Source organism: Paraferrimonas sedimenticola, from assembly GCF_002282855.1.
Taxonomy (GTDB): Bacteria; Pseudomonadota; Gammaproteobacteria; order Enterobacterales; family Shewanellaceae; genus Paraferrimonas; species Paraferrimonas sedimenticola.
On record NZ_NRIR01000005.1, the window covers coordinates 173,728 to 187,748 of the forward strand.

The 14,021-nt window shown below is 49.1% G+C and carries 9 protein-coding genes; 4 read left to right on the forward strand and 5 right to left on the reverse strand.

What is annotated here, in order from left to right:
• The first annotated feature begins 47 nt into the window (after window positions 1-47).
• Window positions 48-788, forward strand: a complete 741-nt coding sequence (locus CLC93_RS10385) for a SapC family protein (protein ID WP_095505896.1) — start codon at window positions 48-50, stop codon at window positions 786-788.
• Between the two features lie 20 nt (window positions 789-808).
• Here CLC93_RS10385 and CLC93_RS10390 read toward each other — a convergent pair whose 3' ends face one another.
• Window positions 809-1,831: a DUF2860 family protein gene (locus CLC93_RS10390; RefSeq protein WP_095505897.1), complete on the reverse strand. Its 1,023-nt coding sequence runs from the start codon at window positions 1,829-1,831 to the stop codon at window positions 809-811.
• 238 nt (window positions 1,832-2,069) lie between these two features.
• On the opposite strand from CLC93_RS10390, the gene nagK reads away from it, so the two are divergent.
• Genes nagK through nagA form a run of 3 tightly spaced genes read left to right on the forward strand, consistent with a single transcriptional unit; the run spans window position 2,070 to window position 5,100 of the window.
• Window positions 2,070-2,987, forward strand: a complete 918-nt coding sequence (gene nagK / locus CLC93_RS10395) for an N-acetylglucosamine kinase (RefSeq protein WP_095505898.1) — start codon at window positions 2,070-2,072, stop codon at window positions 2,985-2,987.
• Complete coding sequence (nagB-II, locus tag CLC93_RS10400; protein ID WP_095505899.1) at window positions 2,984-3,979, forward strand: glucosamine-6-phosphate deaminase NagB-II; 996 nt, start codon at window positions 2,984-2,986, stop codon at window positions 3,977-3,979. The genes nagK and nagB-II overlap by 4 nt, the downstream gene beginning before the upstream one ends.
• The gene (gene nagA, locus CLC93_RS10405) at window positions 3,976-5,100 is read left to right on the forward strand and encodes an N-acetylglucosamine-6-phosphate deacetylase (protein ID WP_095505900.1); all 1,125 of its coding nucleotides are present in this window, start codon (window positions 3,976-3,978) and stop codon (window positions 5,098-5,100) included. The genes nagB-II and nagA overlap by 4 nt, the downstream gene beginning before the upstream one ends.
• Window positions 5,101-5,130: 30 nt before the next feature.
• Here nagA and CLC93_RS10410 read toward each other — a convergent pair whose 3' ends face one another.
• From CLC93_RS10410 to CLC93_RS10425, 4 genes are all read right to left on the reverse strand, one after another.
• Complete coding sequence (locus CLC93_RS10410) at window positions 5,131-5,919, reverse strand: S1/P1 nuclease (protein WP_095505901.1); 789 nt, start codon at window positions 5,917-5,919, stop codon at window positions 5,131-5,133.
• A gap of 244 nt (window positions 5,920-6,163) precedes the next feature.
• Window positions 6,164-8,725 (reverse strand): endonuclease, encoded by a 2,562-nt coding sequence (locus CLC93_RS10415; RefSeq protein ID WP_095505902.1) that lies wholly within the window; start codon window positions 8,723-8,725, stop codon window positions 6,164-6,166.
• Window positions 8,726-8,793: 68 nt separating this feature from the next.
• Window positions 8,794-11,931: an ExeM/NucH family extracellular endonuclease gene (locus CLC93_RS10420; protein WP_095505903.1), complete on the reverse strand. Its 3,138-nt coding sequence runs from the start codon at window positions 11,929-11,931 to the stop codon at window positions 8,794-8,796.
• A gap of 34 nt (window positions 11,932-11,965) precedes the next feature.
• Window positions 11,966-13,018 (reverse strand): hypothetical protein, encoded by a 1,053-nt coding sequence (locus CLC93_RS10425; protein ID WP_095505904.1) that lies wholly within the window; start codon window positions 13,016-13,018, stop codon window positions 11,966-11,968.
• Window positions 13,019-14,021: the final 1,003 nt, after the last annotated feature.

Here is a 14,021-nt window from a genome sequence, read left to right on the forward strand (position 1 = left end):
CTACTATCGTGTGCGACCATTAAATAATAACAACGGAGTCTTTCCCAATGGCCTTGGAATTAGTGCCGCTGACAAAGCAACAGCATGCCAAAACCAAACTTCTACCAAACCCTGGTTTTAAACACGTAAAAGACGAGCACATCGCGCCTGTTTTAGTACAAGAATTTTCCCGTGCCTCCAGCGAATTTCCAATTGTGTTTGTTAAGCGCAACGAAGAAGAGCTGCAACCTGTGGTTATCCTAGGCCTTAAGCCTGGCGAGAACCTGTACACCGATGGCCAACGCTGGACCGGTTTGTACATCCCAGCATCTGTCACTCATCACCCATTTGCATTGGTGCCATCGTCTCAAAACGAAGACGAGCTAATGGTTGCTATTTTGCAAGGCAGTGACTTGTTGTCTGAAGAAGAAGGTCAGCCTTTGTTTGACGATAAAGGCGAAGCCACTGAGCTATTAGAACGTCGCAAAGACGCTATGCTGCAGCAGTTTGAAATGGCTAATGTTACTCGTGCGTTCACCAAGACAATTCAAGAGTTGGACTTGTTTGAAGCTCAGTCGCTAAACCTAGAGCTTAACGGTGAAAAAGTGACTATTAACGGCTTGCACATGGTCAACGAGAAGAAGCTGATGGATTTGCCGGCTAAGAAAGTGGAAGACTTGAACAAGCGCGGCTTGCTAGGTCCAATTTACGCCCACTTGTCGTCATTGCACCAAATCCACCGCGTTGCCACTAAGCGCGCTGAATTAAAGCCTGCAGAAGCCCCACAAACTGAGGCTGCTGAAGCTTAATTCAAGTATCTGACTTGCCGCTAAAAGCGGTAAGTCAGACCCACCGCACCTGCAAACACATCGCTCTCATAGAACACTATGTTCGAGCGCGTATCCGACCATGCCACAATCAAATTCATACTAAAGTCTTTCCAGCCAAAGGGCTCTTTGTAAGCGTACAGCGCAAACACGCCCAGCTTCTTGTCCTTTTGTTCTTGCATGAACACTGGGTTGCTGGCGTCGTAGCTGGTTTGGCTATAGCTGATGTTGGCGGTTAAAAAGTGTCGATTGCGATTGTAGTTCATGGCAAAGCGGCCACCGAATTCTTTGCTGGCCATCGCCTTACCTTTGAGATCGCCGCGAGTGTAGAACAAGCTCGGGGTGAGTCTTAGGTTTTTACTCAAAGGGACAAAGCCTTCTAAAGTCACACGGTGAAAATTACCGTCGCGCACCAGCAGGTCTTGCTGCGATCGAGTGATCCCTTGGCTCTGGCCACTGATTTCTTTTTTCACCTCAGTGTTAGCAAAACCGTATTTGAGGTTAATTGGCAAGCCCCAAATAAAGTCCAACGCGATACGACCACCCTGGTTTTTCACATCGGTTTTTTCACGCGCCTCATCAATCAAATAGGGGTCGGCCCAAGTTTCACCAAAGAAGGGCAGGTCAGGGAATAAAGCGAAGGTGGCGCGGGTGCCTGAGTCGAATTCGCGAGTCACGCCGGCTTCCAATTGAAATTCACCACGGCTGACGTTATCTAAGCTGTTACCTAGAAACCACTGAGTTTTTAAATCTTGCTGAGTGTAGGCGGCGCGCAACAGTGGAAACACTACACCTTTGGTGGTCGTGGTTCCTGAGTTGTTTAAATCTTTGGTAACGGCGTTTTCATTTTCTGGATTGAACTGAGAAGTGGAACGACCGACACCGGCATTTAAGTTAATGGTGAAGTCCCAACCTGGCTCTTCAGCTAGCGGTGGCGGTTTTCTTTTTTCGTCTTTTTCGGCCAGAGCCGGGGTTGCAACTAGTGCGGATAATACTGCGAAGGCGATTAGTGAGCGTTGAACCATAACAACTTCCTTATCCAAATTCAGTTCGTTCGATGTGGCGATGTTAACACAAGAATGTAACAAAAGGGTTTCAAAAAGTCTCAACGTTGGTAGGGACTAAGTCGATCACTTTGGGCGCATTGAATTTTCTGATAATAAACCAAATGACAACGCTGTCATTTTGAGTTTGACTGGGTTACACTCGTTGTCAGTTTGTTAATTAGAGCTTGCGTGAAAAGCTTGAACGTTCGAGGGAAAGATGGACTCTAGTCAGTGCAAAAACACGCCCTTATATGTAGGGATTGATGGTGGCGGCACCAAGTGCTGTGCAAGCTTGTATGACGTTAATGGAACACTGCTGGCTAGCGCGATAACCGGTCCAGCCAATCCGCTGCACGGACTAGAACGGACGTTGGAATCAATTGTTAGCGCCACCTCGCAAGCGTTGGCCAATTCTGGCCTCAGTCAGTATCAACTTAGCGATCTTGTGGTTGGCGCGGGTTTAGCCGGTGTGAATCTGCCGAGCTTGTATGCCGAGGTGGAAGCTTGGGAGCATCCGTTTGCTCATTTCTATTTGACTACAGATTTGCACATCGCTTGTTTGGGCGCGCATCAACAAAAGGATGGCGCGATCGTGATATGTGGCACTGGCTCTTGTGGCTATGCCCTGGTCGGCCAGCAAAGTCATCGACTGGGTGGTCATGGGTTTCCCTACGGTGACAAAGGCAGCGGCGCCTGGATAGGTATGGAAGCATTTAAGCGGGTACTGCTTCATTTTGACGGGGTAGGGTCAGCACCCAAGCTTGCTGAGGCGTTGTTGCTGCACTTTGATGTGAGCAACGACCTTGCACTAGTGGAGTGTTTAGCCAAACAGCCCTCCAGCGAGTACGCCAAATTGGCCAACTTAGTCTTTGACTGCGCCGAGGCGAAAGACCCTGTTGCCATCGAGATCATCACAGAGGGTGCGGTATACCTAAACCAACTCATCGAGCAGCTATCTGCTCACAGCGAGCCACAGCTGCCAGTCTCGATTTTGGGCGGGCTCGCTCGCCGCTATCAAGCTTGGCTAAGCGCATCGGCCAAACAACGATTGGTTCCCGCCAGAGGGGAACCCCAGTTGGGCGCGTTATTGTACGCCCAATCACAACACCAAATGTTCCAAGGGATGGCCTCATGACCACAGTAATGCAGACAGAAGCACTGTCATCACCGAATAAAATAGCTCAACAGCTGCAGCAAAATACCGCATTGGTTAGTCAGTTAGCTGAGCGTATTCGAGAGTATGCTCCCCATAGCGTGATGATCATTGGCCGCGGTTCATCGGATCACGCCGGGGTGTTCGCTAAGTACTTGTTTGAAATTGAGGCAGGAATTCCCACTTTTGCGGCGGCCCCTTCGGTAGCCAGCGTTTACGGCAAACGCTTGCAGCTACAAGGCACTTTGGTGCTGTTGATTAGTCAGTCGGGACGCAGTCCAGACATTCTAGCTCAAGCGCAAATGGCCAAGGATGCCGGTGCTCTGTGCATAGCGCTGGTTAACGATGAAAGCGCGCCCATTGCCGATATTGTCGATTGCTTGGTGCCGCTTAAAGTCGGTGAAGAGCGAGCAGTCGCGGCGACTAAGAGTTACTTGGCCACCTTATCAGCTTTGCTGCAGTTGGTGGCGCACTGGCAACAAGACCAGCAACTGATCCAAGCGTTGGAGTCACTGCCGCAGGCTCTGCATTCGGCCCAGCAGCTAGCGCCTCAACTAACGCCGGAGTCGGTGGAGGGGGTTGCTAATCTAGTCGTGCTAGGACGCGGGCTAGGCTACGCCATTACCAAAGAAATAGCACTCAAGCTCAAAGAGGTCTGCGGGATCCACGCCGAAGCTTTCTCGAGCGCCGAGTTTTTGCACGGGCCGGTGACTTTACTTGAACAGTCGCTGCACCTGTTAGACGTCAGTGTAAGAGATGAGGCGCACTCGTCTCACCAAGAGCAAATCGAGGAGCTTAAACGCCGCGGTGGCCAGTTAGTACAGCTGCATCAAGGCAGTATTGTCGTGCACCCTAGGATCGCTCCGCTATTAGTGTTGCAGCGCTTTTATTTGGATGTGGAGCAAGTGGCATTGGCGCGTGGTATTGACCCTGATGCGCCGGTTGGCCTTAAAAAGGTAACCCAAACCCTATGAGTATGATTGGTTTATTGGCCGACCGAGTGTTCAACGGCGAGCGCTGGCTCGAAGAGACCCCTATCTTCTTTGATGACAGTGGCGTGGTGTCGCTTTCCCGCGTTGAGGGTGTGGCGATTGAGCGAATGTCTGGGGCTTTGGTGCCTGGGTTTATCGACACTCAGGTCAACGGCGGTGGTGGAGTCTTGTTTAACCAAGCGCCATCCGTCGACAGTTTAAAAGTCATGATGGCTGCACATCGGCGCTTTGGCACCACAGCCATGACACCGACTCTGATTAGCGATAGGTACGACACCTTGTGCGCCGGTGCCGACGCGGTGGCTGAAGCCATCGATTCACAAGTGGCTGGTATTGTCGGTATGCACTTTGAGGGCCCGCATTTGGCCGTGGCTAAGCGCGGCGTGCATAGAGCCGATGTATTGCGGCCCATGTCCGACGCCGAAATGGCTCAGTTTTGTCGGGATGATCTAGGCCAAGTCATAGTAACCCTGGCGCCTGAAGTGGTGCCGGTCAGTCAAATCAAAGAGCTGGTGGCGGCGGGTGTGGTGGTAAGCCTAGGTCACACCAATGCGGACTGCGATACAGCGATTAAAGCCATTGAAGCGGGCGCCAAAGCCTCCACTCACCTATTCAACGCTATGTCGGCCTTTGGTTCCAGAGAGCCGGGTGTGGTTGGGGCAAGCTTACTCACTAACGAGCTGATAGCTGGCATCATCGTCGATGGTCATCATGTTGATTATCGCGCTTTGCAGCTAGCCTATCGTCTTAAAGGTGTCGATGGGCTGATGTTGGTGACTGACGCCATGTCGCCAGTGGGAACCGACATCGAATCTTTTGATCTGCAGGGGCGAACTATATTGCGTCAAGGGGACAGGTTGAACGCCCAAAGCGGTGAGCTGGCCGGTTGTGTGCTGGATATGGCTAGTGCAGTTCGCAATTGCGTTGATCACATGGGGTGTGCGTTAGCGCATGCACTACAAATGGCCAGCCGCACACCGGCGAGTTTGCTGGGACTTAGTGAGTCAAAAGGGCACTTGCAACCTGGCGCCGATGCGGACCTTTTGCTTATCGATGATGACTTGCAGGTAAAGCGCAGCTGGATTGCTGGTAAAGAGGCTTAATAAGCGCCAGCGGACACTGGCGCTTTGTATTTACTGACCGAAAATTTCGTTGAGCTTGGCGCCTAAACGGTGTCCCGCTTGCACTAAGCGCAACTCCATGTCTTTGCGATTCCAATAGGCGTACTTATAGCCCATATCGGTTTCGCCTTTCTGGTTTTGCTCAAGCTTGTAGGCTTGGCTTCGCATGGTTTTCGACTCGTTTGCCCAGTCCTCGTAGCTGGCCTTTACCCACTCGGCAATGGTGCTCTCAGGCGCGATATCGATAAAGCTGACGTACTCGGTGTAGCTCAATCCGTAGTAGTCGATCAGCTGTGAATCCCACACTCGGTGAAGATTCGAGTCCTCGCCAAACCATTTCACTTTGACGTCATTAGCGCCGCGGTCATAGCGGTTACCCACGTGCAGTGGCTGGTGAATGTCACCGACAAAATGGATGTAAAAAGCCAGCGCTTGCCATTGTTGTTCTTGGGTTAGTTCGGGGTCTTTGAGCTGCTTTTCAAAGCGGTATAGCGCCTCGAGAATATCGCCTTTGGGATTGCGATTCTCTAAGGTGTAAATCGACTCATCATCGTTGAGTGACACATAGTGCCATGGGTGGGTGTAGTCATAGGCCTTGTCCGAGCGAATTTCGTCGGGCCAGGTAGATAATATTGCGAGTTTTTGTCGCCCAACAATCTCACTGATAGCATCACGGGCCTTGTCGTTGAGTTGGCTTTCGGCGATTTCGGCGACGATACGGTGACCGTCTTGGCCCCAACTAAAGCCATTGGCATGGAAAAACAAAGTGCCGAGCAAAATGAAAATCTTCAGGTGTTTCATGGAAATACCTAGGGTTTTAAAAAGATTACCATTATAGCCTTGTTTTTGAGGTCGGGTTCAAGTCGCGCCCATAGGGAACAGTATTTAGGGCGAGGAGAGAGGATTAAACAGCGCTAGATTTCGTGACCTATTTTGAGCGGCCACAAACAACAAAAAATCCAACGCCTCAAATTCTCGAATCCGCAAAACTTGTTTTTGGATTCGCCATTTGCGACGCTGGATTTTTCTGTTTAGCTATATCGGATTAGCGACGACGCCAAGCCAAAGGCAGTAGCATCAATAAGCCTAAACCTAAGCTGCCCGCAGCCTTCGGTTTAGTCCAGCCAGTTTCGACGGCATTTTTAACGTTAATGCTAACCGCTGAAGTCACGGTCTCAACACCATCGCTGATGCTCAACTCGAACACAAGCGCTTGGTCGACAGACACGTCAGGAGCGGTCACGTTCAGCACCAAACCATCCGCTGAGAATTCAGCGCTTGCGCCAGATACCTGCTTCCAAGCATAAGTTAATCCTTCAGGCTCATCAGCGATAGACGCGGTAATGACAGTGCTCTCACCTTCGTTGAGTTCGGTGGTGCCACTGAAAGACACGTCCAAAGTCAGCGGGATGTTGGCAATGGTGAAATCAACCAATTGGCTAGTTTCCAAGCTGCCATCGCTGACGGTTAGCTTAAATTGCACCTGAGTGTCGGAATCAACTTCCGGAGCGACTAGGTTCAATACTGAGCTGCTCTCCTCAAAGCTCAGTTCTGGACCGGCTAACTGTTCCCAACGGAAGCTAAGTTCAACACCTTCCTTGGCAGCAGTTTGAGAGGCATCAATGGCGAATGAGTCACCTTCGAACACCTGCTCAGGGATCTCGATAACAAAATCAACTTCTAGCGTTGGTTCAACGTCGCCGCACGCTACGCCGTAAATTTCTTTTACCCACTCAGGATTATCAATGTACGGGTTGCGGTTGCCTTGATAGGTGTAAACGGCGTTGTTGCGTTGGATGTCCGCAGCGTCAACAGGATCCTGCTGGTGCCAGTTGTACATGGTACAAAGCTTACCGTGTAGCGGTTCGTTGGCCGAAATCTCTTCAGCGGTGGTAATGCGATCAACCGCGACAAGATCTGGCATGTTGCTGTCGTTACCTTGGTAACGAGTGTCCATATACAGAATCATACGGGCCACATCGCCTTTAACCGAGTCACGAGGCTCGAAACAGCGTTTGTCGGTATCTCGGAAATTACCAGGCGCGCTACTCACCTCTTCGCCGGTATCGCTGCAAATGTCGAAATCGTAGTTGCTACGGATTGAGTTAACTGTACCATCAGCCGCACGCAAGTGGTGGGCATCGGTATAACCTAGTTGCGATTCATTAGGGAAGCCGTGACTTTTGGCCCAAACGTGTTCGCGGTTCCAGCTGCCGCCGCGACCGGCGTTGCTGTTTTTGGCAATCGAGTTACCCGTGTATAGCTCGATGACGTTCATGCTGTCAGCTGGGTCTTCGTCAGACTTTGTGATAACCGTCCAAACTTCGCTGTAAGACAATTTCTTGTGGCCGCTGGCAATTACTGCTGAAATCGCATCCTTCATGGCTTCTGCGGTTTCAAACTCGCCGTTAATCACGTCAGAGTAGTATTCTTCGCGATTGAAGGCGTCTGGGTCAGCAATTGGGTCCAACGCTGGGCAGTTTTCGCACACTGGTATTTCAGGGCAAGCGTCTTCGCCAGAGCAACCTAGGCCGTCGTAAGTGTTAATTTCAAAGGCTACCCATTGATTATCATCTCCTGGGAACGGAGCAGACGCATCAGTCTCTCCAACCTTGATGCCATTTTTCCGGCGAAGAGTTTTATTTTGGCTAGAGAAATCAGGGTTGCTTGGATCTGTCCAAACTAGTTTTTCACCCAATTTTCCAAAGCGGTCGATAACAACATCATCTTTATAAAGTACTAGGGCGTCGTCGCCATTAAACCAAGTGACAGTTGACGCAGTGCCAACCTTAAAATCATCCGAAGCTTTTGAGTTGTGAAATACAATACTCTCACCGGCGGCCAGTGTTCCTGACAATACTTCTGTGTTACCTGGTTCAGTCGCGCCATTGCTAAAGAGAACCAATTTGTACTCGGCAGCGTCGAGATCTAGCGGGCTATCACCCACATTTGAAAGTTCAACCGCTTTGTTATCGCTGCTACCTTCAATGTACTCAGTAATCACCAAACTACCTGATTCTTTTGTACAAGCATTGATTCCAGGGCAACCTAAACCATCAATTGTGTAAATTTCGAATCCTACCCAATCGTCAACATTTGTCGGAAAATCAGCAGATTTGTCGGTATCGCCTTGAGTAATGTCAGCTCCTCTTCTTAAGGTCATATCCTCGGTTGAGAGGGCATTACCACTTGAATCTGTCCAGCTCCATTTGACCCTTTCGCCATATTTACCTACGCGGTCTACGACCTCTCCATCTTTCGTAAGTACTAAGGCATCATCGCCATTGAAATTAACTACTTTGGTTGATGTCCCAAAGGTAAAAACGGCATCCCCATTGTGGAAAACAATACTCTCTCCAGAAGCTAAGGTACCAGTTAGGGTCTCGGTTTCAGTAGGATCACCTGTAACCCCATTGTTATATGCGGAAAGAATATATTGGGACGCATCTAAATCGATATCTGCTCCGCTTAGATTAGAAATTTCTACGGCTTTTTGAGAACCGCTCTCCATGTACTCTGTAATTACTAAGTCGGCGTGCGCAGCCGTTGAACCAGTAGCCAGAAGCAGAGTTACTGCCTTGGCAACCGCACTGATTTTATTATTCATAGTCGTATCTTTAATTCTTGTATGAGAAGCGCTCTGCCCAATCAAAGGGCAGGCGCTAGGTCACTTACTTATTTACGATTACGGCGACGAAGTGCCGACAAACCCAACAGCGATAACAGGCTGATAAAGCCGGTGCTGCCACCAGTGTTATCGTGTTCTTCAGGCTTCATTTCAGCGACGAGCGAGTCGCGATTAGCCACCTGAACCTCAACTGTCGACTGAGAGCCAGCCACTACCACACCGTCACGCTCTAGGTGGAAGTCGGCGTAGTAGTAAGCTGATGGGGCGCCAAACACTTCGAAGTTAACCAAAGCGGTGCCATCGCGATTGATAACCACGTTTGGCTCTACCAATTGGCTCAGATCCAAGTTCAGGTCCTTGTCTCTTTGACGAAGCTTGATCTTGGCAACATCACCCTCAATCACCTCAACAGTGGTAGGGATTTGATATGGCACTTTCATCAGCTTATCCAGCTTGGTCAGGTACATAGGACGCTCTGCGTCCATCTCGCCTGGCAGGTAGCTCAAGGTCAGTAGGGCAGGGTCGTGGTCTGACGAACGGAAGTGATCCGGGGCGTAGAACTTGTTGACTAGATTGTCGTAGTCGCCCTTGTACTCCATGTTGTAATCAAACAAGTTGGATTCAGCAGCGTTGATGTGCCAATCGCCTGCATCGATTACGCGATTCTCAAGGCTTGGTGAGATCAGGATGTGGTCCAGCGAACCAACTTCATCGTTGTACGAGTAGCTCCAAGGTGTCTTACCTTTTTCTGCCAGTATTTTAGAGACGATGTTGATATAGCCGTAGCTATGGGAAATCGTCACTGGCGTACCATCAGAGTTGAATTGTGGCTTGTGTCCAACAAAGGTATGACTCGCGGTTTCTAAGGTCTTGTTGCGAGGGTTGTCGGTCAAAACCAGCATGGCATCTTCTTGAGCGTAGGCGTTCAAGTCACCCAAAATGATTTTGTCGCCAACCACTTCTTTCATGCGCTCGGCCAACTCAACCGCACCAGAGATACGGAACTCGGCACAAGAACCTTGGAAGTCTGGATCTGGCGCGTCTTTGGTCCAAACGGTCGCATCACCAAACTCAACGCCTTGCCAGTCTTCCCAACACGTAGAACCTTTCGATTTGAGGTGGTTAACCGCAAGGGTCAGGCGTTTACCGGTTTGGTTAACTAGGAAAGTCGTTACCAGAGCGTCGCGGTGGTAGTTTTGACCACTTTCAAGGATCTCGTCACGACCGTCTTTAATCACCTCATTGTTGTCGTTAACAATGGTTGGTGCTTTTTGCTGAGGCATGGTGATAACGCGGGTGCGCTCGATGCTCAGCTTGCTTGGACGGTAGATAATACCTGTGGCAATCGCGTCAGAACCCAAGGCGTCGAGATCATCAAGGATTTCGTTGCCGTTGTGGTCGAAGCCCACGAATACGTAGCGGTTCTCGGTTGAGTAAGGCTTGTCGTAATTGTTCGCCCACTCGTCGTTGTAGTAAACGTTAACTTCGTTAACTAGATCCGCGATAGCGCCGGTTAGACCGAAGCCATTATTCTCCATTTCCATCAGTGCGACCGCATCTGAGTCTAGGGCGCGGATCGCCTCAACCAACTTGGTTTTCTGCTGAATGAACTCATCGTGAGTGTCGGCACCACGGCTTTGACCAAACTGGTTCTGAGCACCACCAAACGGCGAGTTGAAGTAGTTGAACAGGTTCAAGCTAGCAATGCGAATTGGGAACTCATCATCGGCAACAGTTTCGTCGATTGTCGGGCTGTCGGTTCTCGGCAGATTGTGGGTGAAGTTATGGCTTTTTAGCGTGTTGGTTACGGTCAGCGCGTAGTCGCCATAGCTGTAGCTGATCACCCCTTCCATACCGGTGACACTGTCATCAATACGAATGTAGTTTTGATGCGGGTCTACAGTGAAATCTGGGTAGTAAGGAATATCGCCATTGGCCGCTTTAGTCGAACTTTCAATGACTAAGCGGTAGTCATCGTTTTGTGCAGCGGCGGCAAAAGACTCAGGGCTACCGGCAACATTTAGCTGGTTAGGCTGCATGTTCGGACGAGTATAAGCCAGAGTCATGTTGTTGCGATAGCTGTCGTAGTTGAAGCTAAAGCTGCGCGATACGCGCATGTTTTGGTCGCCTTCGCGAAGTGGGTCAATATCCTGTGGCAGGTTGACCAACATACCTTCATAGCGCTCAAGAGTGGCAGCGAAAGAGCCACCATCTGACTCCAGCACTTGAATGTCGGTCGCAGCGGTTTCAGTGAAATCACTGTTGGTGACTTCCCAGCGCTCAGTGGCAAGCTGAGTTTGACCATAGCTTTCGGCCACTTGGCTGCCAAAACAAACGGTTTGGCCAACCATATGGCTGTCTGCACTGCCGCTTTTAACGAATATACCGTCTGAAGTTTGTGGGTCGCCATCTGGCGTAATGTCACGTATGTAGAAGCCTTTAACAGGCAATTCGACCACTGCAGTTACAATACCCTCGACCGCAACGTCTTGGTCTTTTAATGGCGATTCAGAGCCAGGGCCTTGGATTTGACTAATGGTGGTCAGGTTTTCACAGAAAAAGGGCACATAGGCTTCGGCAAAATTTGCGGTGCCGACGGTAGACATATCCAGAGGAGATATAGCTTCCCATTGTGAGGCATCGTAGTCCGCCGATTGAGCCGGAGTGTTGCCCTCTGCGTCCAAGCGGCGACGTAAGGTGGTGTCGGGTGCCCAAACGCTGCCATCATTCTCATCACCTACGCGGTCAATAACCACGCCGGCATGCTCAATATAAAAACCGTCGTTACCGCTCAAAAAGAAGTCGCTAAAGCTAGTTGCTTCATGGCCGGTACCAATAACGTAAGCACCGCCATTGTCGGTAATGATCTGTTTGTATTCGTCACTGGCGTCTTTGTTCAAGACGACAATTGAGGCGCCAGGTTCGACCGTAAAACCTGTCAACAACTGCTGGCCTTCGGCGTTCAGCATTAAGTTGGGATATTTACCATTACCACGAATGTAAACAGCGGTTTCGTCGGTAAAAGTAAAAGCTTCGGTGGCGTGAGTGTTGGAGATTTCCACGGAACCATACTCGGCGCCGTAATCTTTTTGCACCATTTCGGTGATCAATAGATCTTCAACGCCGGCATTAACACCAGCGCTCAAAATACTGGCAATTGCCACTGAGAGAAAACGTTTCTTCATAGTAAACTCGATAGTTAGTTAGCTGGTTATGCGACTAGAAAAAGATTCGGGCGTAGGCGTAGGCAATTTCTGGCGCTTCGCCGACACGTCCTTCAACCGACAGAATGATTCCCTCTGCTGGATAGTGCTTGAAGCCCAAGCCAGCCCAGCGGCGCTCTTTGCCGTATTTAGGAGGTAGCTCTCGGTAGTCGTAGTCAGGGTGCTCTGCGTCCCAGCTGGCGTATTGCTCATGGTTGGCTGACGCTATGATGTCCCACGAGTCGTTGAGACTGTATTTACCGCTAAAGGTCACGCCAAAGTTGCGGAAGGTTTTATAGGCGAGATACACACCGCCGCTTTTGCGAGTGGCGAGATCTTCGTCTTCAATGAAACCGTTTAGACCAAGGGTCAGTTTGGGTGTGGCTTCAAAGCGCATGCCTGCGCCTGCCAACATTTGCTTGCCGTACTTAGAAAGCCCTTGCGAGCCTCCGCGGCCTTCAAGGCCAACAACCAGCGAAACTGTGTCTCTCATCCAACCGACATAACCGTTTACGATGTCGCCTTGTGGCTCGCCACTCTTGTGCTTGCCTTCGTAGGAATACGACACGCCGTAAACTAAATGATCGAATTCGGCTTCGTATTTGATGGTGTTCTCTTGGTCGCCAGCTTCACCGGTTTCAACGGCTTTGTTGAAGGTAAGGTCACCATAGTGATCGTATTTATCGAATGCGGTATCGGTTAATCCCAGCTGTATCCATTGGTTATCGTTGAATACATAACCCACGTACATTTTGTCGATAGCCAATTCAAATTCGCCATCGCCACCACGCCAGTTGCGGCGCTGATAATCCAATTCCAAACGGTAGATATAGTTACTGCGTTGTCCCAATATCCCCATGGTTGCTCGGCTATCGTCTACGTAGCCTTTGGTGTCGTAAAACTCGTTAAAGTTGTAGTTTGGATCGGTGCCAAAGTGTCCGCCAACTCCAACTTCGCCATACAAACGTAGGTAATCACCATTGTCACTCTCTTGAAGTGTTACAGCGCTGGCTGAACTAGCACAAAACAAGGTAGTTAAAGCGATTGCAACGGCTGTTTTTCTTAGCATCGCAGATATTTCCATTTAATAAACCTTGGCCAACCGAATGCGTGGCAAGGTTCTGATTTATTAATGATTTACGTGAGGTTAATCGCTAGGAGAGGAAGAAAAAGAGTGCCTTGGTTTGCAAAAAAAGCGATGTTTCGCAATCACTTAGGATAAACAAGGGTTTCTTTGGAGATGTGTTAATGAAAATGCTGCGCCAATTGTTGGGCATTCGTTGATATTTTAGCCATCAAATTAAGCGTAAAAAGCAGTCGGTAACAAACACTCTAAAAATAGAGTACGCGCTAAACGCTATGAGCCTACAATTTCAAAACACTGTCCCACTTTCTTATTATATAAACACCTTTAAATTAACGAGGCTAGGCTAGATAAGTCACACTTCTAAGGCAAGAATAAAAAAGTGATTTTCATCCCATAAGAAGCACAGATAAAAAAAGTCTTTAAAATACAAGAAGATAATGAGCTATTTTGCTATTTGTTAACTATATTGATCGGAATTATTGTTTTTTGGTTAAGCGAGGCGGTTTGACTAAATTGTTTACGGTTATGACAGTTTGATGAGAAAAATAGTTCCTCCGCAAACCTCTGTTATTAATAGATAATTGCCAATTAATTAATTAGCGTTAGTGCAATCTTGGCTATCAGGTTGGATTATTTGCATAAGAGGGTTAGGCGATATATTAATCGACCTATTAGCTAACAAATAAAACACATGCCTACAATGGATCACACGTGTGTAACAAGTGTTAAAAAAAAGAAACCTTCTTCATTCGAGTGTTTTTATTAGATTGAACCGCCTCACAGAACTGTGGATTGGTTTCTCTTGTAGGAAAAGACAATTGAAAGTGCGGTTGAACAAAAGCTAGACAGTGGTTGAAATATCTGCTGTGTAAAAAATAATCATATATATAGGCTGAAGACAGCGCTTGACGGATACTCCAGTGACTCTGCGCTACTGAAGTATTCCTGAAAGTGTATAGTCTTCTTTACAGTTGCGCTTAACAAG

Bases quoted from the DNA above. Each gene is read 5' to 3' on its own strand.
- CLC93_RS10385 (WP_095505896.1), top strand. From the start codon at position 48: ATGGCCTTGGAATTAGTGCCGCTGACAAAGCAACAGCATGCCAAAACC.
- CLC93_RS10390 (WP_095505897.1), bottom strand. From the start codon at position 1,831: ATGGTTCAACGCTCACTAATCGCCTTCGCAGTATTATCCGCACTAGTT.
- nagK (WP_095505898.1), top strand. From the start codon at position 2,070: ATGGACTCTAGTCAGTGCAAAAACACGCCCTTATATGTAGGGATTGAT.
- nagB-II (WP_095505899.1), top strand. From the start codon at position 2,984: ATGACCACAGTAATGCAGACAGAAGCACTGTCATCACCGAATAAAATA.
- nagA (WP_095505900.1), top strand. From the start codon at position 3,976: ATGAGTATGATTGGTTTATTGGCCGACCGAGTGTTCAACGGCGAGCGC.
- CLC93_RS10410 (WP_095505901.1), bottom strand. From the start codon at position 5,919: ATGAAACACCTGAAGATTTTCATTTTGCTCGGCACTTTGTTTTTCCAT.
- CLC93_RS10415 (WP_095505902.1), bottom strand. From the start codon at position 8,725: ATGAATAATAAAATCAGTGCGGTTGCCAAGGCAGTAACTCTGCTTCTG.
- CLC93_RS10420 (WP_095505903.1), bottom strand. From the start codon at position 11,931: ATGAAGAAACGTTTTCTCTCAGTGGCAATTGCCAGTATTTTGAGCGCT.
- CLC93_RS10425 (WP_095505904.1), bottom strand. From the start codon at position 13,018: ATGCTAAGAAAAACAGCCGTTGCAATCGCTTTAACTACCTTGTTTTGT.